General features: G+C 65.2%; 20 protein-coding genes. 7 read left to right on the top strand and 13 right to left on the bottom strand.

The features are described from left to right. Positions 1–2: 2 nt before the first annotated feature. The 6 genes from rodA to ACK2SD_RS03470 are packed head-to-tail and all read right to left on the bottom strand — an operon-like array spanning position 3 to position 5,925. Positions 3–1,106: a rod shape-determining protein RodA gene (rodA, locus tag ACK2SD_RS03495; RefSeq protein WP_412462263.1), complete on the bottom strand. Its 1,104-nt coding sequence runs from the start codon at positions 1,104–1,106 to the stop codon at positions 3–5. A gap of 38 nt (positions 1,107–1,144) precedes the next feature. Then, positions 1,145–3,040: a penicillin-binding protein 2 gene (gene mrdA, locus ACK2SD_RS03490; protein ID WP_295488620.1), complete on the bottom strand. Its 1,896-nt coding sequence runs from the start codon at positions 3,038–3,040 to the stop codon at positions 1,145–1,147. A 17-nt stretch (positions 3,041–3,057) separates the two neighbouring features. Continuing rightward, positions 3,058–3,525 carry a 23S rRNA (pseudouridine(1915)-N(3))-methyltransferase RlmH gene (gene rlmH / locus ACK2SD_RS03485; RefSeq protein ID WP_039580612.1) on the bottom strand — a complete coding sequence of 156 codons (468 nt, stop codon included), beginning with the start codon at positions 3,523–3,525 and terminating at the stop codon, positions 3,058–3,060. A 9-nt stretch (positions 3,526–3,534) separates the two neighbouring features. Next, a complete protein-coding gene (rsfS, locus tag ACK2SD_RS03480; RefSeq protein ID WP_029611933.1) occupies positions 3,535–3,954 on the bottom strand; it encodes a ribosome silencing factor in 420 nt (139 codons plus the stop codon). A gap of 44 nt (positions 3,955–3,998) precedes the next feature. Continuing rightward, entirely contained in the window at positions 3,999–4,658 is a 660-nt protein-coding gene (gene nadD, locus ACK2SD_RS03475; protein WP_039580613.1) for a nicotinate-nucleotide adenylyltransferase, read from the bottom strand. A 1-nt stretch (position 4,659) separates the two neighbouring features. Beyond that, positions 4,660–5,925 (bottom strand): glutamate-5-semialdehyde dehydrogenase, encoded by a 1,266-nt coding sequence (locus ACK2SD_RS03470; RefSeq protein WP_304485160.1) that lies wholly within the window; start codon positions 5,923–5,925, stop codon positions 4,660–4,662. 334 nt (positions 5,926–6,259) lie between these two features. Here ACK2SD_RS03470 and ACK2SD_RS03465 point away from each other — a divergent pair, with 334 nt between their 5' ends. Further along, entirely contained in the window at positions 6,260–6,952 is a 693-nt protein-coding gene (locus ACK2SD_RS03465; protein WP_039580616.1) for a DNA-3-methyladenine glycosylase, read from the top strand. Positions 6,953–6,955: 3 nt separating this feature from the next. Continuing rightward, positions 6,956–8,272: a bifunctional DedA family/phosphatase PAP2 family protein gene (locus tag ACK2SD_RS03460; protein WP_412461347.1), complete on the top strand. Its 1,317-nt coding sequence runs from the start codon at positions 6,956–6,958 to the stop codon at positions 8,270–8,272. A 66-nt stretch (positions 8,273–8,338) separates the two neighbouring features. Here the strand turns inward: ACK2SD_RS03460 and ACK2SD_RS03455 are convergent, their stop codons facing one another. From ACK2SD_RS03455 to ACK2SD_RS03445, 3 genes are read right to left on the bottom strand one after another with little or no spacing between them, the layout of a single operon-like run. Further along, on the bottom strand, positions 8,339–8,929 hold the full coding sequence (locus ACK2SD_RS03455; protein ID WP_039580619.1) for an LON peptidase substrate-binding domain-containing protein: 591 nt from the start codon (positions 8,927–8,929) through the stop codon (positions 8,339–8,341). A 9-nt stretch (positions 8,930–8,938) separates the two neighbouring features. After that, positions 8,939–9,649: an LrgB family protein gene (locus tag ACK2SD_RS03450; RefSeq protein WP_342651457.1), complete on the bottom strand. Its 711-nt coding sequence runs from the start codon at positions 9,647–9,649 to the stop codon at positions 8,939–8,941. Positions 9,650–9,651: 2 nt separating this feature from the next. Continuing rightward, entirely contained in the window at positions 9,652–10,014 is a 363-nt protein-coding gene (locus tag ACK2SD_RS03445) for a CidA/LrgA family protein (RefSeq protein WP_342650393.1), read from the bottom strand. Positions 10,015–10,200: 186 nt separating this feature from the next. On the opposite strand from ACK2SD_RS03445, the gene ACK2SD_RS03440 reads away from it, so the two are divergent. The 3 genes from ACK2SD_RS03440 (at position 10,201) to ACK2SD_RS03430 (ending at position 13,184) form a co-directional block, all read left to right on the top strand. Next, positions 10,201–10,656 (top strand): MaoC family dehydratase, encoded by a 456-nt coding sequence (locus ACK2SD_RS03440; protein WP_039580626.1) that lies wholly within the window; start codon positions 10,201–10,203, stop codon positions 10,654–10,656. 121 nt (positions 10,657–10,777) lie between these two features. Continuing rightward, entirely contained in the window at positions 10,778–12,511 is a 1,734-nt protein-coding gene (locus ACK2SD_RS03435) for a C13 family peptidase (protein ID WP_412461346.1), read from the top strand. Between the two features lie 28 nt (positions 12,512–12,539). Beyond that, entirely contained in the window at positions 12,540–13,184 is a 645-nt protein-coding gene (locus ACK2SD_RS03430) for an oxidoreductase (RefSeq protein ID WP_295488643.1), read from the top strand. Between the two features lie 952 nt (positions 13,185–14,136). Here the strand turns inward: ACK2SD_RS03430 and ACK2SD_RS03425 are convergent. The 4 genes from ACK2SD_RS03425 to ACK2SD_RS03410 form a co-directional block, all read right to left on the bottom strand. After that, positions 14,137–14,421, bottom strand: coding sequence for a YceK/YidQ family lipoprotein (locus ACK2SD_RS03425; RefSeq protein WP_039580629.1), 285 nt, complete (start codon positions 14,419–14,421; stop codon positions 14,137–14,139). Next, complete coding sequence (ubiX, locus tag ACK2SD_RS03420; protein WP_412461345.1) at positions 14,418–15,047, bottom strand: flavin prenyltransferase UbiX; 630 nt, start codon at positions 15,045–15,047, stop codon at positions 14,418–14,420. The genes ACK2SD_RS03425 and ubiX overlap by 4 nt, the downstream gene beginning before the upstream one ends. Next, entirely contained in the window at positions 15,044–16,393 is a 1,350-nt protein-coding gene (mpl, locus tag ACK2SD_RS03415) for a UDP-N-acetylmuramate:L-alanyl-gamma-D-glutamyl-meso-diaminopimelate ligase (protein ID WP_295488651.1), read from the bottom strand. Before mpl ends, ubiX begins: the two co-directional genes overlap by 4 nt. Before the next feature lie 66 nt (positions 16,394–16,459). Next, positions 16,460–18,430 carry a sigma-54-dependent Fis family transcriptional regulator gene (locus tag ACK2SD_RS03410; RefSeq protein ID WP_412461344.1) on the bottom strand — a complete coding sequence of 657 codons (1,971 nt, stop codon included), beginning with the start codon at positions 18,428–18,430 and terminating at the stop codon, positions 16,460–16,462. A 265-nt stretch (positions 18,431–18,695) separates the two neighbouring features. Between ACK2SD_RS03410 and ACK2SD_RS03405 the strand changes: the two genes are divergently transcribed. Beyond that, the gene (locus tag ACK2SD_RS03405; protein ID WP_039580640.1) at positions 18,696–20,216 is read left to right on the top strand and encodes an aldehyde dehydrogenase family protein; all 1,521 of its coding nucleotides are present in this window, start codon (positions 18,696–18,698) and stop codon (positions 20,214–20,216) included. A 198-nt stretch (positions 20,217–20,414) separates the two neighbouring features. Next, complete coding sequence (eat, locus tag ACK2SD_RS03400; protein ID WP_039580643.1) at positions 20,415–21,863, top strand: ethanolamine permease; 1,449 nt, start codon at positions 20,415–20,417, stop codon at positions 21,861–21,863. Positions 21,864–21,893 lie beyond the last annotated feature (30 nt).

Raw genomic sequence — 21,893 nt, 5'->3', positions numbered from 1 at the left:
ATTCAAACCTGGGCGATCCATTTTCGGTGCGTATGGATCGACATCAGAACGCCAAACGCTGACAGCAGCGTCACCAACGAAGTTCCGCCGTAACTGATGAAGGGCAACGGCACCCCCACCACCGGCAACAGACCGCTCACCATACCGATATTGACGAAGACGTAAACGAAGAATGTCATGGTCAGGCTGCCGGCCAGCAGCTTGCCGAACAGGGTCTGCGCCTGCGCGGTGATGACCAGGCCGCGACCGATCAACAGCAGATAAATGATCAGCAACAGGCAGATGCCCACCAGCCCGAACTCCTCGCCGAGCACGGCGATGATGAAGTCGGTGTGGCTTTCCGGCAGGAAGTCCAGGTGCGACTGAGTGCCCAGCAGCCAGCCCTTGCCGAACACCCCGCCCGAACCGATCGCCGCCTTGGACTGGATGATGTTCCAGCCGGTGCCCAGCGGGTCGCTTTCCGGATCGAGGAAGGTCAGCACCCGCTGTTTCTGGTAGTCGTGCATGACGAAGAACCACATCGCCACGGCCACCGGCACCGCCGCCGCCACCACGCTGACGATCCAGCGCCAGCGCAGGCCGCCCATGAACAGCACGAAGGCGCCCGAGGCGAGAATCAGCAACGCAGTGCCCAGGTCCGGCTGGCGCACGATGAGGATGAACGGCATGCCGATCAACACCAGGCTGATCGCCACATGCTTGAGGTGCGGCGGCAAGGTGCGCTTGGACAGGTACCAGGCGATGGTCGCCGGCATGATGATCTTCATGAATTCCGAGGGCTGGAAGCGAATCACCCCGGGGATGTTGATCCAGCGCGTGGCGCCCATGGCGTTGTGCCCCATGACGTCCACCACCACCAGCAGCAGCACCCCGACCACGTAGGCCAAGGGCACCCAGCGCGCCATGAAGCGCGGTTCGAGCTGGGCGATGACGAACATCGAGACCAGGCCGATGCCGAACGAGGTGGCCTGCATCATCAGCAGGTCCCAGTTCTTGCCGCTGGCCGAATACAGGACGAACAGGCTGCCGGCGGCCAGGGTCAGCAGGATGAGCAGCAGCGGGCCGTCGACATGGATGCGCTGCAGGAAGCTGGCGCGCCTGCGCATCACGTCCTCGCTGGAGAGCATGCGATCGAAATTGTTCTTCACGGGGCCGGTTCCTGGGCGACAGTAGCGGTGGCGGTGCCGAACTCAGGCTTGAGCTGGCCGTTCTCGTCGAGCAACCAGGCGTCCATGACCTGGCGCACCACGGGGGCAGCGACACCCGAGCCGGACTCGCCGTTCTCGACCATCACCGACACCACGATCTTCGGGGCCTCGGCCGGGGCGAAGGCGACGAACAGCGCGTGGTCGCGGTGACGCTCCTGGAGTTTGTTGCGGTCGTACTTCTCACCCTGCTTGATCGCCACCACCTGCGCGGTGCCACTCTTGCCGGCGATGCGGTAGGGCGAGCCGAGCGCGGCCTTGCGCGCGGTGCCGCGAGCGCCGTGCATCACCTGCTCCATGCCGTGGGTGACGCGCGCCCAGTCGTTCTTGTCGCGCAGCACGATGTCGGCCATCGGGTTGTCGTCCACCGGCGGCTGACCTTCGATGGTCTTGGCCAGGTGCGGCCGGTTCCACTTGCCCTTGTTGGCGATCAGTGCGGTGGCCTGGGCCAATTGCAGCGGCGTGGCCTGCATATAGCCCTGGCCAATGCCGAGGATCAACGTTTCACCCGGGAACCAGGCTTGGCGGCGGGTAGCGCGCTTCCATTCGCGCGACGGCATCAGCCCGGGCGACTCCTCGAACATGTCCAGCGAGACTTTCTGGCCGATACCGAACTTGTTCATGTAGGCCGAAAGGCGGTCGATGCCCATCTTGTGCGCCAGATCGTAGAAATACGTGTCGTTGGAACGCATGATCGCCACGTCCAGGTCCACCCAGCCGTCACCGGTGCGGTTCCAGTTGCGGTACTTGTGGTCGTAGTTGGGCAGTTGGTAGTAGCCGGGGTCGAACACCCGGCTGCTGGCATTGACCACGCCACTGTCCAGACCCGCGATGGCCACCGCCGGCTTGATGGTCGAGCCGGGCGGGTAGAGTCCGCGCAGCACACGGTTGAACAGCGGCCGATCGATCGAATCGCGCAGCTCGGCATAGGCCTTGAAGCTGATGCCGGTGACGAACAGGTTGGGATCGAAGCTCGGCTGGCTGACCATCGCCAGCACTTCACCCGTGCGCGGATCGAGGGCGACGATGGCGCCACGACGCCCGCCCAGGGCTTGTTCGGCCGCTTCCTGCAACTTGATGTCCAGGCTCAGGACGATGTCCTTGCCCGGAATCGGATCGGTGCGCTTGAGCACCCGCAGCACCCGGCCACGGGCGTTGGTCTCGACTTCCTCGTACCCCACCTGACCGTGCAACTGGTCTTCGTAGAAGCGCTCGATGCCGGTCTTGCCGATGTGGTGGGTGCCGCTGTAGTTGACCGGGTCGAGCGACTTGAGCTCTTTCTCGTTGATCCGCCCCACATAGCCCACCGAGTGGGCGAAGTGCGCACCCTGCGGGTAGTGACGCACCAACTGCGCCACCACTTCCACGCCCGGCAGGCGGAACTGGTTCACCGCCACCCGGGCGATCTGGTCTTCGTTGAGCTCGAAGAGGATCGGCACCGGCTCGAACGGGCGTCGCCCCTGCTTCATGCGTTTCTCGAACAGCGCGCGGTCGTCCTCGGTCAGCTCCAGCACTTCGATGATGGTGTCGAGCACCGTCTGCCACTGCCCCGCCCGCTCGCGGGTCATGGTCAGGCTGAAGCTGGGCCGGTTGTCGGCGACGATCACCCCGTTGCGGTCGAAGATCAGCCCACGGGTCGGCGGAATCGGCTGCACGTGCACCCGGTTGTTTTCCGACAGTGTGGAGTGATAGTCGTACTGGATGATCTGCAGGTAATACAGACGCGCGATCAGCACGGCGACCAGCAGCATGATGGCCACCGCACCGACCACGACGCGGTTGCGCACCAGACGGGCGTCTTTCTCGTGGTCCTTGAGGCGGATCTGCTGCGGCATCGGACAGGCTTACGCGATCATTTGTGGTAGGGGTGCCCGGACAACACCGTCCAGGCGCGATAGATCTGTTCGCCGATGAGTATCCGCACCAGCGGGTGCGGCAGGGTCAGGGGCGAAAGCGACCAGCGCTGTTCGGCGCGGGCACAGACTTCCGGCGCCAGCCCTTCCGGACCGCCCACCATCAGGTTGACCGTACGCGAATCCAGGCGCCAGCGGTCCAGTTCGACCGCCAGTTGCTCGGTGCTCCACGGCTTGCCGTGCACTTCGAGGGTGACGATGCGCTCGCCCGGTTGCACCTTGGCCAGCATCGCCTCGCCCTCCTGACGAATCAGGCGAGCGACATCGGCGTTCTTGCCGCGGGTATTCAGCGCAATCTCCACCAGCTCCAGCGACAGCTCCTGGGGCAGGCGCTTGGCGTACTCGTGCCAGCCTTCCTCCACCCACTTGGGCATGCGCGAGCCCACCGCAATCAGACGCAGACGCATGGCGCGGGCTTATTCCCGGTCCCGGAGCTTGTCGGAATACTCGTGTACGTTTTCCGGGCTGTGGTGCTTGCCGTCACCGGCGCGGCTCTGTTCGGCACCCAGCCACAGGCGCTCCAGGTCGTAGAACTGGCGAGCAGCGGCGGTCATCATGTGGACGATGACGTCGTTGAGGTCCAGCAGCACCCAATCGCTGTCGCCCTTGCCTTCTTCGCCCAGAGGCTGGGCGCCCTTGGCCTTGACCGCCTCGCGGACCTTTTCCAGCATCGCGTTGATCTGCCGGTTGGAGGTACCGGTGGCGATGATCATGTAGTCGGTGAGGCTATGCTTGTCGCGCACGTCGATGACCTGGATGTCCTGGGCCTTGACGTCTTCCAGCGCGGCTTTGGTCAATTCGACCAGTTCTTCGCCATTGATTTTCTGCTTGGTCATATAAAACTCGTTCAACTCGTTGAATGGGGTGCCCTGCGGCCCCCTCAGTGGGACGCACGGTACAGACCGTGCGCCTCGATGTAGGCCAGTACGGCGTCCGGCACCAGAAACCGAACCGACTTGCCGCTGGCCAGCAGCTGTCGGATCTGCGTGGCGGACACCGCAAGCGGCGTCTGCCAGACGAACGAAATGTTTCCCGCCGGGCCGGACATGGCGGTGGGATCGCTCTGCGAGCGCGCAGCCAGCAAGTTGCGCAGCTCGTCGGGGGGTTCGACATCGGCATCCGGGCGCTGCAGCACCAGGATGTGACAGTGTTGCAGCAACTCTTCCCAGCGGTGCCAGCCCGGCAGGCCGCAGAAGGCGTCCCAGCCCAGCACCAGGTACAGCTGATCGTGCGGGTTCAACTCCGCCCGGACCGACTCCAGGGTGTCGATGGTATAGGACGGCTTGTCGCGTTCGAGTTCGCGGGCATCGACGCTCAACCCCGCCACGCCCTGCACCGCGCCGCGCACCATGGCCAGCCGATCGGTGGCGGCCACCTGCGGGGTATCACGGTGCGGCGGGCGCGCGTTGGGCAGCAGGCGCAGTTCGTCCAGGGCCATGAACTCGGCCACTTCCAGCGCGCTGCGCAGGTGGCCGATGTGCACAGGGTCGAACGTGCCGCCCAGGATACCGATACGCCGCACTGCGGTGGCCTTGCTCAACTCAGCACGACCCGCGCAGTTGGCCGTCGCCGATCACCACGTACTTCTCGCAGGTCAGCCCCTCGAGACCGACCGGGCCGCGAGCGTGCAGCTTGTCGGTGGAAATGCCGATCTCCGCGCCCAGGCCGTATTCGAAGCCGTCGGCGAAGCAGGTGGGCGCGTTGAGCATGACCGAGGCCGAATCCACCTCAGCCATGAAGCGCCGGGCATTGCCCTGATGCTCCGTGGCGATGGAATCGGTGTGGTGCGAGCCATAGTGGTTGATGTGCTCGATGGCCGCTTCCAGGCCCTCGACCACACGGATCGACAGGATGGCGTCGAGGTACTCGGTGTGCCAGTCGTCTTCATTGGCCGGCTTGGCGGTGATGATCGCGCAGGTGCGCTCGCAGCCACGCAGCTCCACGCCCTTCTCTTCGAAGCGGCGCGCCATCGACGGCAGAAAAGCCTCGGCGACGCTGGCATCGACCAGCAAGGTTTCCATGGCGCCGCAGATGCCATAACGGTAGGTCTTGGCGTTGAAGGCGATGTTCGCGGCTTTCTCCAGATCGGCATGGGCATCCACGTAGACGTGGCAGATGCCGTCCAGGTGCTTGATTACCGGCACCCGCGCGTCGCGACTGATGCGCTCGATCAGGCCACGACCGCCGCGCGGGACGATGACATCGACGAACTCGGGCATGCTGATCAGGGCACCGACTGCCTCGCGGTCGGTGGTCTCCACCACTTGCACCACGGCCGGCGGCAGGCCGGCTTCGGCCAGGCCCTGCTGGATGCAGACGGCGATGGCGCGGTTGGAATGGATGGCCTCGGAGCCGCCGCGCAGGATGGTGGCGTTACCAGACTTCAGGCACAGGCTGGCAGCATCGATGGTCACGTTCGGCCGCGACTCGTAGATGATGCCGATGACCCCGAGCGGAACACGCATCTTGCCGACCTGAATGCCCGACGGACGGTAGCTCATGTCGCGGATCGCACCCACCGGATCGGGCAGCGCGGCCACTTGCCGCAAACCGGTGATCATGCCGTCGATGCGCGCCGGGGTGAGCGCCAGGCGGTCCAGCAGCGCGGGCTCCAGGCCATTGGCGCGGCCAGCGGCCAGGTCACGCTCGTTGGCGGTCGTCAGCGCTTCACGGGATGCGTCGAGGGCATCGGCAGCGGCCTGCAAGGCCCGGTTCTTCTGCGCGGTACTGGCACGGCCGATCACCCGCGAGGCCTGGCGGGCGGCGCGACCCAGGCGGGTCATGTAGTCAAGAACGGACTCGGTCATGGGCTCGGTGTCTTGGCAAAGGGGAAATCGGCTGATTATAACTGCGCCGCTCCGGTACGCCCAGCAGCGGGTGGCGGATGGTAGAGGAAGGCGGGGGAAATATGTAGGAAAGATGTAACGGACGGTATCGGAAGCGCCTGAGATTAGTGGTCGCTTTCAGGGAGACGGCGCGTGGGCTTATCCGTTGGCTGGGGTGGGGTTTGACCCAAAACAAATCAAAGCGTAGGCACCTGCGAGTCGTCAGCGATAAGCGACACATGCTTACAATCCTGTTCAGCCTCGATTAAGCCTTTCGTTGCTATCATTCCGCCCTTCGCCTCCACGAACCGCCAGCATGCCCGATTCCGCCCCCTGCCCGAGCCGCGCGCTGCCCGACAGCTTCTTCGACCGCGACGCCCTGACCGTCGCCCAGGCCCTGCTGGGCAAGGTGATCCGTCATCGCCAAGGCGGGCTGTGGCTGGCCGCCCGTATCATCGAGACCGAGGCCTACTGCTTGAGCGACAAAGGCAGCCATGCGTCGCTGGGCTACACCGAGAAGCGCAAGGCGCTATTTCTCGACGGCGGGCACATCTACATGTACTACGCCCGTGGCGGCGATTCGCTGAACTTCAGCGCCCACGGCCCGGGCAACGCCGTGCTGATCAAGTCGGCCTACCCCTGGGTCGACGCCGTTTCCGGCGACGACAGCCTGGCCCAAATGCAGTTGAACAACCCCGACGCCAGCGGCAACCTGCGCCCCGCCGAGCGCCTGTGCGCCGGACAGACCCTACTGTGCCGCGCCCTGGGCCTGAAGGTGCCGGACTGGGACGCACGCCGCTTCGACGCCGAGCGACTGTATGTCGAAGACTGCGCCCTGGACGTTCCACAGGTGATCCAGACCACCCGCCTGGGCATCCCACAGGGACGTGACGAGCACCTGCCGTACCGCTTCGTCGACGCCCGATTCGCCCGCTTCTGCACCCGGAACCCGCTGCGTCGGGGCCAGGTCGAAGGTCGGGATTTCTTCATCCTCGAACAAGGAAACTGATCTATGGGCCAATGGCTCGACAGCCTCACCGGCTGGCTCAGCGCCAACCCCCAATGGCTTGGGCTGGCCATCTTCCTGATCGCCTGCATCGAATGCCTGGCCATCGCCGGCATCATCGTGCCGGGCACCGTGCTGCTGTTCGCCGTGGCGGTGCTGGCCGGCAGTGGCACCTTCGGCCTGGGCGAAACCCTGCTGCTGGGCTTTCTTGGCGGGCTGTTGGGCGATGCGCTGTCGTATGCCATCGGCAAGTATTTCCACCAAGGTATCCGGCGCCTGCCGCTACTGCGCCATCATCCTGAATGGATCGGCAGCGCGGAAAGCTACTTCCAGCGCTACGGCATCGCCAGTCTTCTGGTCGGTCGCTTCATCGGTCCGCTGCGGCCCATGCTACCGATGGTCGCCGGCATGTTCGACATGCCCCTGCCGCGCTTCATCGCCGTCAGCCTGGTGGCCGCTGCCGGCTGGTCGGTGGCCTACCTGCTGCCGGGTTGGGCCACGGGCGCCGCGATCCGCCTGCCCCTGCCAGAGGGCTTCTGGCTGCAGGCCGGTATCATCGCCGGCGGCCTGGCCGTGCTGGTGGGGCTGAGCTTCAACAGCAGCGTGCGCGACCAGCGCCACGGCACCCGGCTGATCGCCGGCCTGAGCCTGGTGGCGCTGACAGGCGTGTTTCTTGGCTGGCCATACCTGCATGCATTCGACCAGAGCATCATGACCCTGGTGCAGGAGCATCGCAGCCAGGCCCTGGATGGTGCCATCGTGGTGGTCACCCGCCTGGGCGACTTCAAGACGCAGTTCTTTCTCGGCGGGTTGCTGACCGGCTTGCTGCTGCTGATGCGTCAGTGGCGCCATGCGGTGTTCGCCGGCATGGCGCTGATCGGTACGGCGCTGTGCAACGGCTCGCTGAAATGGCTGTTCGCCCGGGCGCGCCCGGAAGTGCTGAGCGACCCGCTCACCAGCTACAGCATGCCCAGCGGCCACAGCTCGGCGTCCTTTGCGTTCTTCCTGGTCCTGGCCGTGCTGGCCGGACGCAGCCAACCGCCGCGCATGCGCCTGACCTGGGTGCTGCTGGCGGTACTGCCGGCGCTGTCGATCGCCCTGTCGCGGGTGTACCTGGGGGCGCATTGGCCCACCGACATTCTTGCCGGCGCCCTGCTGGCCTGTTGTGTGACGGCCGTCTGCCTGACGCTGGTGCAATATCGCCAGCCCTTGGTGGCCATGCCGCTCAAGGTGTGGTGGCTGATCCTGCCGGCGTGCATCGCGCTGCTGACGTTCTTCGCTCTGCACTCACTGCCCAAGGCCCTGCTGCGCTACCAGTATTGAGCAGTACGAACACGCGGGGCGGGCTGGAAACCAGCCGCCCCGCTCATCGGGCGCTCAGGCTCAAGCTCAGGCGAACAGTTCGCCCTGGATCCGCTCGAGCAGCGACTGGATGGTTTCCAGGCGCCGTTGTGGCGAGTCCATGGCCAGCAGATCGACCTTGTCCTCTTCCATGAACGGCAACAGATACGCCAACTGATTGGCCAACGACTGCCGTCCATTCACCTCACGCGGCATACCCAGCGCCTCGACCATCGGGTGCTCGCCCAGCGCCACCAGCAGCGCCAGCAGGTCGTCGTCTGCCTCCACCAACGGCGTGTCCGGCAGGTCCGCCAGCCAGTCCACTTCGCCCATCAGCAACTGATCCTTGAGCACCTCGGTGCCCGCCACGCGAAAGCGCCGCACACCTTCGACACGGATGCCCAACAGCCCGTTGTCCTGTTGCGCGAAGTCGCGGATCAGCGCCTCGCAGCCGAACGCCGCGATGCCAGCAGGCGCCTGGCCCACCTGCTCGCCCTCGGCGATGCACACCACGCCAAAGCCCTCGCCCTGCTTCATGCAGCGACCGATCATGTCCAGGTAGCGCGCCTCGAAGATCTGCAAGTCCAGCAGACAGCCGGGAAACAGCACGGTATTGAGGGGAAACAGGGGTAACGTCATCTCGACTCCTCAGGCCACCAGGCTCACTGCCAATGGCAGCAGCACCGCAGTGGCCACACCCATCAGGCTCATCGCCAGCGCCGCAAAGGCGCCGCACTCGTCACTTTCCTGCAGGGCCACCGAGGTGCCCACCGCATGCGCCGTCACGCCCAGCGACATGCCGCGCGCTTCCGGGCTGTGCACGCCGCAGCGGGTCAACAGCGCCGGACCGAAGATCGCGCCGATGACCCCGGTGATCAGCACGAAGACCGCCGCCAAGGCGGCGACGCCACCGATCTGCTCGGCGACCAGCATGGCGATGGGCGAGGTGACCGACTTCGGCGCCATGGTCATCAGGATCATGCGCTCGGCGCCGAACCACGCCCCCAGCAGCACGCAGGCCAGCGTCGCGAACAGGCCTCCGACTACCAGCGTAGTCAAGATCGGCCAGAACAGCTGGCGGATGCGCCGCAGATTCAGGTACAGCGGCACCGCCAGGGCCACCGTGGCCGGGCCCAGGAGAATGTTGAGGATCTCAGTGCTGCGCTTGTACTCGGCGTAGTCGATGCCGCAGGCCAGCAGCACGCCGATCACCAGCAGCATCGACACCAGCACCGGCTGCAGGAAGATCCAGCGCGTGCGCTCGTAGGCCGCGAGCACCAACTGATAGGCGCCCAGGGTGATGCCGATGCCGAACAGCGGATGGTGGATCACCGCCTCCAGCGCGCCTTGCCAATCCAGGCTCATGGCTGCTGCTCGCGTTTGCCGTGGCGCTGGATGAGCTTCTGCATCAGCACGCCGACGAACACCAGGGTGAGCAGGCAGGAAATCACCAGCGCGCCGACGATGGCCCAGAAGTCTGCGGCGATGTCGCGGGCGTACACCATCACCCCCACCGCCGGCGGTACCAACAGCAGCGGCAGATAGCGCAACAGACTGCCGGCGGCTTCATTGAGCGGCTCGCCGACTTCGCCACGCACCATCAAGAACACCAGCAACAGCAGCAGGCCGATGATCGGGCCTGGCAGCACGGGCAGGAACAAGTGATTGATCGCCGTTCCCAGCAACTGGAACAGCACCAGCCAGGTCAGACCACGCAGCAGCATAAGCATCTCCTTGGGCAACGGGCGCCATTATAAACATGCGCGCGAGCTGAATACGGCGGCATTCGCCCGCCCTACCCGGCCTTGACCGCCCCCCCGCGCCGTGCTGATCTTGTACGCTCGTTCCATCGCAGCACCTGACCTGAAACGAAGGTCGGGCCACCTGGACAGACAACCCGGAGAGTCACGATGCCTCATGTACCCGTCACGCAGCTCGCGCAGTACGTCGGCAAGGAACTGGGACGTTCCGCCTGGCTGAAGATCGACCAGTCACGCATCAACCTGTTCGCCGAGGCCACTGGCGATTTCCAGTTCATCCACATCGACCCGGAAAAGGCCGCGCAGACCCCGTTCGGCTCGACCATCGCCCATGGCTTTCTCACCCTGTCGCTGATGCCCAAGCTGATGGAGGACATCCTGGTCCTGCCTGAAGGGGTGAAGATGGTCATCAACTACGGCCTGGACAGCGTGCGCTTCATCCAGCCGGTCAAGGTCGACAGCCAGGTGCGGCTGAAAGTGGACCTTACCGAAGTCACCGAGAAGAAGCCGGGTCAGTGGCTGCTCAAGGCCACGGCAACGCTGGAGATCGAAGGCGAGGACAAACCAGCCTACGTCGCCGAGCCGCTGTCGCTCTGCTTCGTCTGAAAGATCGCTCCGAAGGCTTCGTCCGAAACCCCTCCACACAGCCGTGTGCGCCTGCCGCCACGGCTGTCTCGCGCCCTGAATCTGCGGCATACTCGGCGCACCTTTGTGCCCGGATTCGACCATGCGCCCGCTGCTGCCCCTCGCCCTTGTCCTGCTGCTCGCCGCCTGCGGCGAAGGTGAACCGCTGTCGCCGCCGGATGCACGCCTGCCCGACGGCGGCCGCTACCGGGGCCAGGTGGTCGATGGCCTGCTGCAAGGCGAAGGGCGCATCGACTACCCCAACGGCAGTTGGTATGCCGGCAGCTTCAAGGACGGCCAGTGGCATGGCCAGGGCGAGTGGCACGGCAGCAACGGCGAGGTCTACCGTGGACAGTTCGTCGCCGGCCTGTTCGAGGGCCTGGGCGAACTGAGCACCCCTGGCAGTCACTACGCCGGCACCTTCAAGCACGGCCGACGCGATGGCGAAGGCAGCCTCAAGCAGCACGACCAGACCTACCGAGGGCAGTTCAAGGACGACCAGTACGACGGCGCCGGGCAACTGGAATTGGCCGACGGCAGTCGCTATCAAGGCCTGTTCGCCAAGGGCAAGCCCAACGGTGCCGGGGTGCGCAGCGACGCCAGCGGCAACCAGTTCAGTGGCCAGTTCGTCGACGGTCAGCTCGAAGGCGCCGGTACCTACGACAGTGTCGAGGGCGAGCAGTACATCGGCGACTTCAAGGCCAACCGCCTCGAAGGCCGCGGCCGTTACGAAAATGCCGATGGCGATGTGTGGATCGGCGACTTCAAGGACGGTGCACTGAGCGGGCAAGGCGAACTGCTGGGCAGCGACGGCAGCCGCTACAAGGGTGGCTTCCAGGACTGGCGTTTCGCCGGCCAAGGCCACCTGTTCCTGGCCGATGGCAGCCAGTACATCGGCGCCTTCGACAACGACGCCTACCAAGGCGAGGGTCGGCTGATTCAGGCCGATGGCCAAGTCGAAGCGGGCCGCTGGGTCAATGGCGTGCGCGTGCGCGATGAAAAAGGCGTGCTGCTGCCCGACCCGCTGGACCTGGCGCTGCTCAATCAGGGCAAGCTGCTCGATCAGGCGCTGGCGCAAGTGCCACGCTCCGCAGGGCCAGTCGGCCTGTACAGCCTGGTGCTGGCCGGCGATGGCCAGCAGAGCGTGTTCCTGCGCGAGGCCGACTACGTCAGCAACCTGCTCAAGGTGCGCTTTGGTGCCCGCGGCCAGGTGACCCTGGTCAACCACCGCGATCACCTGAGCGACCGGCCGATGGCCACCCGCGAAAACCTCACCCGGGCCGCGCGCACCCTGGCCGAACGCAGCGGCCCGGACGATCTGGTGTTCATCTACCTGACCAGCCACGGCAGCCATGACCATCAACTGGTGCTCGACCAACCGCGCCTGCAACTGGCCGACCTCGCGGCCGACGAACTGGCCAGCGCCTTGGCGCCGCTGAAAAACCGCGACAAGGTGGTGGTGATTTCGGCCTGCTACTCAGGTGGCTACATCGCCCCGCTCAAAAACGAGCGCACGCTGATCATGACCGCCGCGCGCCCGGATCGGGTTTCGTTCGGCTGCTCGGAAGAGGCCGACTTCACCTATTTCGGCGACGCCCTGTTTGCCCAGGCATTGAATCAGACCGACGATTTGAAACAGGCGTTTGAACTGGCGCGCGGCAGTGTTGCCGAACGGGAACGAAGGGAGGGCTTCGAGGCCTCGGAGCCGCAGCTCTGGGCGCCGCCACAGGTGCTCGCACACTGGCAGCGTCTGCGCCGCCAGCAGGCCGAGCAGGCCCTCGAAGACAAGGTTCAGCCAGCAACGCACGGGCAGGCGAAACAGCCTGCGCCCCGCTAAGCTGAGCGCTAAAGAAGGGAGAGTCATCATGTATTTGACGCCTCAGCATGTGCTGCTTGCCGGAGCCACGGGCCTTACGGGCGAACACCTGCTCGACCGCCTGCTCAACGAACCCACCATCAGCCGTGTGCTGGCGCCTACCCGGCGCCCTTTGGCCGAGCATCCGCGCCTGCAGAACCCGGTGGGCGAGCTTTCGACGACGCTTGCGCAGCTGTCCGGGCGGGTCGACATCGCCTATTGCTGTTTGGGCACCACGCTCAAGCAGGCTGGCTCCGAGGCCGCCTTCCGTGCGGTGGACCTGGATCTGGTGGTGGCTTTCGCTCAACGCGCGCGGGAACTGGGCGCGCGCCATCTGCTGGCGATCAGTGCGATCGGCGCCGATCCTCAATCGTCGATCTTCTACAACCGGGTCAAGGGCGAGATGGAAGAAGCGCTCAAGGCCCAGAACTGGCCACAACTGACCCTGGTACGCCCCTCGCTGCTGCTGGGCGAGCGTTTGCAACCGCGCCTGGCCGAACGCCTGGCCGGGCCGTTTTCGCGGCTGTTGCCGGGCAAGTACCACGGCATCGAAGCCTGCACCTTGGCAAGGGCGCTGTGGCGGCTGGCGCTGGAAGAAGAAGACGGCGTGCGCGTGGTCGAATCGGACGACCTGCGCAAGCTGGGCAAGAACTGACACGAACTCGGGGAAGCGGCCATGTGTCGCGATCAGACCGCGCAGCGGTCCCTGGCTTCACTCTCGCCGCTGCCATTGCCGGGACCGCTCTGCGGTCCAATCGCGACACAAGGCCGCTCCCACAAGCTGGACGGTGCAAGGCCAGGCAGCCTGGGAGAGCATGGTGTGCAGATGTTTATCGAAGCACTGCCATGCTCAATTCCTGGCATTTCACACCGCCTCGTGGGAGCGGCCTTGTGTCGCGATCGGACCGCGCAGCGGTCCCTGGCTTCACTCTCGCCGCTGCCATTACCGGGATCACTCTGCGGTCCAACCGCGACACAAGGCCGCTCCCTCAAGCCGGACGGTGCAAGGCCAGGCAGCCTGGGAGAGCATGGTGTGCAGATGTTTATCGAAGCACTGCCATGCTCAATTCCTGGCATTTCACACCGCCTCGTGGGAGCGGCCGTGCGTCGCGATCGGACCGCGCAGCGGTCCCTGGCTTCACTCTCGCCGCTGCCATTACCGGGATCACTCTGCGGTCCAATCGCGACACAAGGCCGCTCCCTCAAGCTGGACGGTGCAAGGCCAGGCAGCCTGGGAGAGCATGGTGTGCAGATGTTTATCGAAGCACTGCCATGCTCAAATCCTGGCATTTCACACCGCCTCGTGGGAGCGGCCGTGCGTCGCGATCGGACCGCGCAGCGGTCCCTGGCTTCACTCTCGCCGCTGCCATTACCGGGATCACTCTGCGGTCCAATCGCGACACAAGGCCGCTCCCTCAAGCTGGACGGTGCAAGGCCAGGCAGCCTGGGAGAGCATGGTGTGCAGATGTTTATCGAAGCACTGCCATGCTCAATTCCTGGCATTTCACACCGCCTCGTGGGAGCGGCCTTGTGTCGCGATCGGACCGCGCAGCGGTCCCAGGTTTTCAGCCTCGCCGCGACCATTGCCAGGACCGCGTGTGCCCGCCCTAGAGCCCGCCAGTGGCGTTGAACCCCACACCTAAAACGGTCAATGCCGACAACGGCAGCAACAGGGTATCGAGCAGCATGCTCCCCGGCAGGTCCAGCCGTGGGTAGGCAGGCGCCTCGGCCCCGAAACGGTCCTTGGCGCAACAGCCGCCGTCGATCGCATACAGGTCAAGCCGCGTCCCCGCGTACACCACCGGGGCGCCGGGTTGATTGGCATCGAGCGTGCGCACCGTCGCGCAGCCGCCCAGGGCGATCAACAACAGCCCCAGTGCAGCGCGTCTCAATCCTCGACCCCGTGATGGTGCTCGCCCCAACGCGGCAGCATGTCCTGGGGAATGTCGAGCAGGTTGAGTACCCGCGCCACCACGAAGTCGACCAGGTCGTCGATGGTCTGCGGCTGGTGGTAGAACCCCGGCGCCGCCGGCAGAATCACCGCGCCCATGTGCGACAGCTTGAGCATGTTCTCCAGATGAATGGTGGAGAACGGCGCCTCACGCGGCACCAGAATCAGTTGCCGACGCTCTTTCAAGGTGACGTCGGCAGCGCGCTCGATGAGGTTGTTGCAAGCCCCGGTGGCGATCGCCGACAAGGTGCCGGTCGAACAGGGCACCACCACCATCGCGGCCGGCGCGCCAGACCCCGAAGCCACTGGCGACATCCAGTCCTCCTTGCCATACACGCGGATCTGCCCATCAGCAGCTCCCGTGTACTCGGTCAGAAACGCCTGCATCGCCTGGGGCTTGGCCGGCAATACCACGTCGGTCTCGGTGGCCATCACCAGTTGCGCCGCTTTGGAGATGAGGAAATGCACCTCACGCTCCTCACGCACCAGGCAGTCGAGCAACCGCAGGCCATACTGCGCGCCCGAGGCGCCGGTCATGGCCAGGGTGATGCGCTGCGGGCCGCTCACTTCAGGGCCTCGGCCAGCTTACCGTGCAGGCCGCCGAAGCCGCCGTTGCTCATGATCACCACATGGGTGCCCGGCCGCACCTGATCCTTGATGCGCGCGATGATCGCCTCGAGGCTGTCGGCGACCACGCTCGGCACCGTGCACTGGGCCGCAGTGGCGGCCAGATCCCAGCCCAGGTTGGCCGGGGCGTACCAGATCACCTGATCGGCGTGGTTGACGCTGTCCGGCAAGCCGTCACGGTGCGCGCCGAGCTTCATCGAATTGGAGCGCGGCTCGATCACCGCGATCACCGGCGCCTCGCCCACTTGCTTGCGCAAGCCGTCGAGGGTGGTGGCGATGGCGGTCGGGTGGTGAGCGAAATCATCGTAGATGACCACACCCTGCACTTCGGCCACCTTTTCCATCCGCCGCTTGACGCTCTTGAAGGCGCTCAAGCCTTCGATGCCCATGGCCGCCGCCACACCCACATGGCGCGCGGCCGCCAAGGTGGCCAGGGCGTTGGCGACGTTGTGCTGACCGGTCAGCGCCCAGTCGACCACGCCTTGCACCTGACCGTCGAACAACACCTCGAACCGCGAGCCATCCGCACTGAGCAGACGCGCCTGCCACTGCCCGCCCTCACCGGTGGTCTGCACCGGCGTCCAGCAGCCCATGCCGATGACCCGCTCCAACGCAGGCTCGGTGGTCGGGTGGATGACCAGGCCTTCGCTGGGAATGGTGCGCACCAAATGGTGGAACTGTCGCTCGATGGCGGCCAGGTCCGGGAAGATGTCCGCGTGGTCGAACTCCAGGTTATTGAGGATGGCAGTGCGCGGGTGGTAGTGGACAAACTTGGAGCGCTTGTCGAAGAACGCGCTGTCGTATTCATCGGCTTCGACCACGAAGAACGGCGTGTCGCCCAGACGCGCCGACACCGAAAAGTTCTGCGGCACGCCACCGATCAGGAAGCCCGGGCTCATGCCCGCATGTTCCAGCACCCAGGCCAGCATGCTGCTGGTGGTGGTCTTGCCGTGGGTGCCGGCCACCGCCAGCACCCACCGGCCTTGCAGCACGTGGTCGGCCAGCCATTGCGGGCCCGAGACGTAGGGCAGCCCCTTGTTCAGGACGTATTCCACCGCCGGATTGCCGCGCGACATGGCGTTGCCGATCACCACCAGGTCCGGGGCCGGTTCGAGCTGGGCCGGGTCGTAGCCCTGGGTCAATTCGATGCCCTGAGCCTGGAGCTGGGTGCTCATCGGCGGGTAGACGTTGGCGTCCGAACCGGTGACGCGATGACCGAGTTCCTTGGCCAGGACCGCCAGCGAACCCATGAAAGTGCCGCAAATACCGAGAATGTGAATGTGCATGATCGACCTCGCAAAACGTCGAGGCAGGGTAGCCCAGGGCGCGGGAAATCGCACCCGCTGTTTCGCTCAACCGGCGCGGGCGATGCCGTGCTTGCGCAGTTTGCGGTACAGGGTGTTGCGGCTGATACCCAGGTGCTCGGCGACGCGGGTCAGGTGCCAGCGGTGCTGGGCGAGCGTCGACAGCAGGGCCTGGCGCTCCGCGCTCTGCAGCGGTGCGCCAGCTTGTGGGCGAGCGTGTCCCGCGATGAGATCGGCCGCGTGTCCGGTGTCATCCGCGCCACCGTCCTCGCGGGGCGAGCCCACATCTCCAGTAGCGTGAGGTGCTCTGACAGCGGGCGGCAGATCCGACAGATAAATGCGCTGACCCTCGCAGAGCGCCACCAAGGTGCGCAGCACGTTGCGCATCTGGCGCACGTTGCCCGGCCAGGCGAAGTCCATCAGCGCCTGGCGTGCCTGGGGTTCGAGGCTGATCGCCTGGCCCGCGGCTTCCTCGGCCAGCAGCGCGTCGAGCAACTGCGCCCGGTCGCCCCGCTCGCGCACGGCGGGAATGTTGATTTCCAGGCCGTTGAGCCGGTAATAGAGGTCTTCACGAAAACTGCCCTCTTCCACCCGCTGCAACAGGTCACGGTGGGTCGCGCTGACGATGCGCAGATCCACCGCCTGAGGCTCGCCGCCGATGGGCACCACCTGGCGTTCTTCCAGCACCCGCAGCAGGCGGGTCTGCAAGGCCAGCGGCATGTCACCGATCTCGTCCAGCAGCAAGGTACCGCCATCGGCCTGCAGCAATTTGCCGCGCATGCCCTCCTTGCGCGAACCGGTGAAGCTGCCGCCGCGATAACCGAACAGTTCGCTCTCGATCAGGCTTTCCGGAATCGACGCACAGTTGATCGCCACGAACGGCTTGCCGCGCCGTTCGCTGGCCTGATGCACCGCCAGGGCGAAGGCTTCCTTGCCGCAGCCGGTCTCGCCACGCAGCAACAGCGGTACATCGCGTGGGTACACACGCAGCGCGCGTCGGAAGTCCGCTTGCAGGACCGGGTCGTGCAGGCAGATGCCCGGATCGACCGCCGCCGCTGGCGAGGGACGCGCCAGCGGGTAGACAGGCACGCGTGCCCGCCCGCGCAAACTGGCGAACACCTGCCGACCGTCATGAGTGCGCAGCGGCCAGGCCGTGCTGCCCTGGGGCGACGCGCGACTGAACAGTTCGTCATGGCTGCAGGCGAAGAACCGCTCCACCGGCATGCCCAGCAGCCCGTCCCGGCGACTGCCCAGCAGGTTCAGCGCGCCCTGGTTGACTGCGCAGATGCGTCCGTCACCGTCGAACGCCAACAGTCCCTCACTGAACAGCCCGACCGATTCGGCGTGCAGGTGGAAACGCAGCAGCCAGTGCTGCTCGAAGTGACGCAGGAAATAACAGCTCTCGATCATCTTCGCCGAGAGGTTGACCAGGGCCATGGTGTGGAACTGGCTCTGCCGCGAGACCTCCGCACGGGCCGAGGACACGTCGAGCACCGCCAGCAGCTCGCCGTGGGGATCGAACACCGGGCTGGCCGAGCAGGTGAGTCCGGTGTGCTGGCCGCGAAAATGTTCATCCTGATGAATGGTCACCGGCTGGCGTTCGACGACACAGGTGCCGATGCCATTGGTGCCTTCGCAGGCTTCGCTCCAGTCGGCGCCGAGCCACAGCCCGGCGCGCTCGAAGATACGCCGCTCGCTGGGTGCGGTGACGCAATTGAGGATCACCCCGCGCGCGTCGGTGAGCAGCACCGCATGGCCGGCGCCGGACAACTGCTGGTGCAGGCTGTTCATCTCGCCCTCGGCGATCTGCAACACCTGGTGCAGGCGCGCACGACTCTCCTGCAAACGCGCCTGTTCAAGCACCACCGGGGGCTGGGCCAATGCCGGGTCCAGGTGGTGATCCTGCAGGCAGCGCAGCCAGGAGCGGGCGATGGACGGATCGCTGCCCGGCCCGCTGGTCGATCCCTGGGCAACGGTGAGCACCTGCTGAGCATGGCGGCTGAAAGCGTTGCTCTGCATGTTTGTTGTTCTCCGCAGATAGAGCGTTGCGCCAGCATCCTCCTGCGCCGCGTGGTTTGCAATCACGAGGCGACTGACGAGTCAGTGACGTCACAGGAACGGGACAAAGTGTCACGCCCGCCGTACCGGTCCTGATACCCAACGCCCGACCGCCATTCAGCGAAATGACCTAAGTCATTGATTGCAAAGGTATGCACCACACTGGCCCACGGTTTGCTCTACGCTTGTCCACTCCCCAACAAACACAATAGCCAGGAGAGACACCATGCGTTACGCACATCCCGGTACCGAAGGCGCCAAGATTTCCTTCAAGCAGCGCTACGGCAACTACATCGGTGGCGAATTCGTAGCTCCGGTCAAAGGCCAGTACTTCGAAAACACCTCTCCGGTCACCGGCAAGCTGATCGCCGAATTCCCTCGCTCCACGGCCGAAGACATCGACAAAGCGCTGGACGCGGCCCATGCCGCCGCCGACGCCTGGGGTCGCACCTCGGTGCAGGACCGTTCCAACGTGCTGCTGCGCATCGCCGACCGCATCGAGCAGAACCTCGAAGTGCTGGCCATCACCGAAACCTGGGACAACGGCAAGCCGATCCGCGAAACCCTCAACGCCGACATCCCACTGGCGGTCGATCACTTCCGCTACTTCGCCGGTTGCCTGCGCGCCCAGGAAGGCGGCGCCGCCGAGATCAACGAAAACACCGTGGCTTACCACATCCACGAGCCGCTGGGCGTGGTCGGCCAGATCATCCCGTGGAACTTCCCGCTGCTGATGGCCGCCTGGAAACTCGCACCGGCCCTGGCCGCCGGCAACTGCGTGGTGCTCAAGCCCGCCGAGCAGACGCCTTTGGGCATCACCGTGCTGATGGAATTGATCGGCGACCTGCTGCCCAAGGGCGTGCTCAACGTGGTGCAAGGCTATGGCCGCGAAGCCGGTGAAGCGCTGGCCACCAGCAAGCGCATCGCCAAGATCGCCTTCACCGGTTCGACCCCGGTGGGCTCGCACATCATGAAATGCGCCGCGGAAAACATCATTCCGTCCACCGTGGAGTTGGGCGGCAAATCGCCGAACGTCTACTTCGAAGACATCATGCAGGCCGAGCCGAGCTTCATCGACAAGGCCGCCGAAGGTCTGGTACTGGCGTTCTTCAACCAGGGCGAGGTGTGCACCTGCCCGTCGCGCGCGCTGGTGCAGGAGTCGATCTACCCGCAGTTCATGGACGTGGTGATGAAGAAGGTGCTGCAGATCAAGCGCGGCGACCCGTTGGACACCGACACCATGGTCGGCGCCCAGGCCTCGCAGCAGCAGTTCGAAAAGATCCAGTCCTACCTGAAGATTGCCCAGGAAGAGGGCGCCGAGCTGCTGACCGGCGGCAAGGTGGAGCAACTGGACGGCTCGCTGGCTAGCGGCTACTACATCCAGCCGACCTTGCTCAAGGGCAACAACAAGATGCGCGTCTTCCAGGAGGAGATCTTCGGCCCGGTGGTCAGCGTCACCACCTTCAAGGACGAAGCCGAAGCCCTGGCCATCGCCAACGACACCGAGTTCGGCCTCGGCGCAGGCGTGTGGACCCGCGACATCAACCGTGCCTACCGCATGGGCCGCGGTATCAAGGCCGGCCGCGTGTGGACCAACTGCTACCACCTCTACCCCGCCCACGCCGCTTTCGGTGGCTACAAGAAGTCCGGTGTCGGCCGTGAAACCCACAAGATGATGCTCGACCACTACCAGCAGACCAAGAACCTGCTGGTCAGCTACGACATCAACCCACTCGGCTTCTTCTAAAAAAAAGCTGCAAGGGGCAAGCGGCAAGCGACAAGAAAGAGCGGACCGTGCGCCGGCTGCTTTTTCTTGCAGCTTGCAGCTTGCCGCTCGTAGCTGGAGCGGCTGGCCGCTCGCGCCGTTGGCGCGCTTTCTGCAACACCTGAATCACCAAAGGCCCGGCGTCCCTCCGGCGACCTAAAACAACAAACAGGTGAAATCATGCCAAGCGAACATTCCGCCGGTACACCGGCCGGTTCTTCGGTCGACTTCGAAAAGGTCGGCTCCGACTACTTCCAACAACGCGAACTCAAGAAAGGTGCTGCGGGCTGGGTTCTGCTGGTGGGCCTGGGCGTGGCCTATGTGATCTCCGGCGACTATGCCGGATGGAACTTCGGCCTTGCCCAAGGCGGCTGGGGCGGGATGTTCCTCGCCACCTTGCTGATGGCCACCATGTACCTGTGCATGTGTTTCTCGCTGGCTGAACTGTCTTCGATGATTCCCACCGCTGGCGGCGGCTATGGGTTTGCCCGCAGCGCCTTCGGGCCTTGGGGCGGCTTTCTCACCGGTACGGCGATCCTCATCGAGTACGCCATCGCACCCGCCGCCATCGCTACGTTCATCGGCGCCTATTGCCAGTCGCTGTTCGGCATCGGCGGCTGGATGATCTACCTGGCGTTCTACGTGGTGTTCATCGGCATTCATATCTTTGGCGTGGGTGAAGCGCTGAAGCTGATGTTCGGCATCACCGCCATCGCCGCCATCGCCCTGGTGGTGTTCCTGCTGGGCATGCTGCCCCATTTCGATGCAGCCAACCTCTTCGACATCGCCCAGACCGACGCCGCTGGCGCCAGCAGCTTCCTGCCGTTCGGCTATGTCGGCGTGTGGGCGGCAATCCCCTATGCGATCTGGTTCTTCCTCGCGGTCGAAGGCGTGCCCCTGGCCGCCGAAGAAACCAAGAACCCACGGCGCGACCTGCCACGCGGTTTGATCGGCGCGATGCTGGTGCTGCTGGCCTTCGCCCTGCTGATTCTGGTGGTCGGCCCCGGCGGCGCCGGCTCCGAAGCGCTCAAGGCCTCGGGCAACCCACTGGTCGAAGCCCTGGCCAAAGCCTACGGCGGTTCCACCTGGATGAGCGGCTTCGTCAACCTGGTTGGCCTGGCCGGACTGATCGCCAGCTTCTTCTCGATCATCTACGCCTATTCCCGGCAGATTTTCGCCCTGTCGCGCGCTGGCTACCTGCCGCGCAAGCTCTCGGAAACCAACAAGAGCAAGGCGCCGGTGCTGGCCTTGGTCATCCCTGGATTGATCGGCTTCGCCCTGTCGCTGACCGGCCAGGGCGACCTGCTGATTCTGGTGGCGGTGTTCGGTGCCACACTGTCCTATGTGCTGATGATGGCCGCGCACATCACCCTGCGCATCCGTCGGCCGAAGATGGCCCGCCCCTACCGCACCCCGGGTGGCATCTTCACTTCGGGCCTGGCCCTGGTGCTGGCGTGCATTGCGGTGGTGGCCGGCTTCCTGGTCGATCCGCGGGTGGTGATTGGCGCTGCGCTGATCTATGCAGTATTAATTGCCTACTTCGCGTTCTACAGTCGCCACCACTTGGTTGCCGGCACGCCGGAAGAGGAATTCGCCGCGATCCAGCAGGCCGAAGAGGCCCTACACTGATTGCCGACCCACGCCGCAGGCCCGTCCTGC

The organism is Pseudomonas sp. SC11 (assembly GCF_047039205.1).
Classification (GTDB): Bacteria; Pseudomonadota; Gammaproteobacteria; order Pseudomonadales; family Pseudomonadaceae; genus Aquipseudomonas; species Aquipseudomonas boreofloridensis.
Note: the sequence above shows the minus strand (reverse complement) of the source record. Positions and strands in the feature narration are given on the sequence as shown.

Excerpts from the sequence above, each read along its gene's own strand:
- rodA (WP_412462263.1), bottom strand. The coding sequence starts at position 1,106 with ATGCGCAGGCGCGCCAGCTTCCTGCAGCGCATCCATGTCGACGGCCCG.
- ACK2SD_RS03440 (WP_039580626.1), top strand. The coding sequence starts at position 10,201 with ATGCCTCATGTACCCGTCACGCAGCTCGCGCAGTACGTCGGCAAGGAA.
- rlmH (WP_039580612.1), bottom strand. The coding sequence starts at position 3,525 with ATGCGTCTGCGTCTGATTGCGGTGGGCTCGCGCATGCCCAAGTGGGTG.
- ACK2SD_RS03405 (WP_039580640.1), top strand. The coding sequence starts at position 18,696 with ATGCGTTACGCACATCCCGGTACCGAAGGCGCCAAGATTTCCTTCAAG.
- ACK2SD_RS03430 (WP_295488643.1), top strand. The coding sequence starts at position 12,540 with ATGTATTTGACGCCTCAGCATGTGCTGCTTGCCGGAGCCACGGGCCTT.
- ACK2SD_RS03455 (WP_039580619.1), bottom strand. The coding sequence starts at position 8,929 with ATGACGTTACCCCTGTTTCCCCTCAATACCGTGCTGTTTCCCGGCTGT.
- ACK2SD_RS03435 (WP_412461346.1), top strand. The coding sequence starts at position 10,778 with ATGCGCCCGCTGCTGCCCCTCGCCCTTGTCCTGCTGCTCGCCGCCTGC.
- mpl (WP_295488651.1), bottom strand. The coding sequence starts at position 16,393 with ATGCACATTCACATTCTCGGTATTTGCGGCACTTTCATGGGTTCGCTG.
- ACK2SD_RS03465 (WP_039580616.1), top strand. The coding sequence starts at position 6,260 with ATGCCCGATTCCGCCCCCTGCCCGAGCCGCGCGCTGCCCGACAGCTTC.
- ACK2SD_RS03410 (WP_412461344.1), bottom strand. The coding sequence starts at position 18,430 with ATGCAGAGCAACGCTTTCAGCCGCCATGCTCAGCAGGTGCTCACCGTT.
- eat (WP_039580643.1), top strand. The coding sequence starts at position 20,415 with ATGCCAAGCGAACATTCCGCCGGTACACCGGCCGGTTCTTCGGTCGAC.
- ACK2SD_RS03470 (WP_304485160.1), bottom strand. The coding sequence starts at position 5,925 with ATGACCGAGTCCGTTCTTGACTACATGACCCGCCTGGGTCGCGCCGCC.
- rsfS (WP_029611933.1), bottom strand. The coding sequence starts at position 3,954 with ATGACCAAGCAGAAAATCAATGGCGAAGAACTGGTCGAATTGACCAAA.
- ACK2SD_RS03460 (WP_412461347.1), top strand. The coding sequence starts at position 6,956 with ATGGGCCAATGGCTCGACAGCCTCACCGGCTGGCTCAGCGCCAACCCC.
- mrdA (WP_295488620.1), bottom strand. The coding sequence starts at position 3,040 with ATGCCGCAGCAGATCCGCCTCAAGGACCACGAGAAAGACGCCCGTCTG.
- ACK2SD_RS03445 (WP_342650393.1), bottom strand. The coding sequence starts at position 10,014 with ATGCTGCTGCGTGGTCTGACCTGGCTGGTGCTGTTCCAGTTGCTGGGA.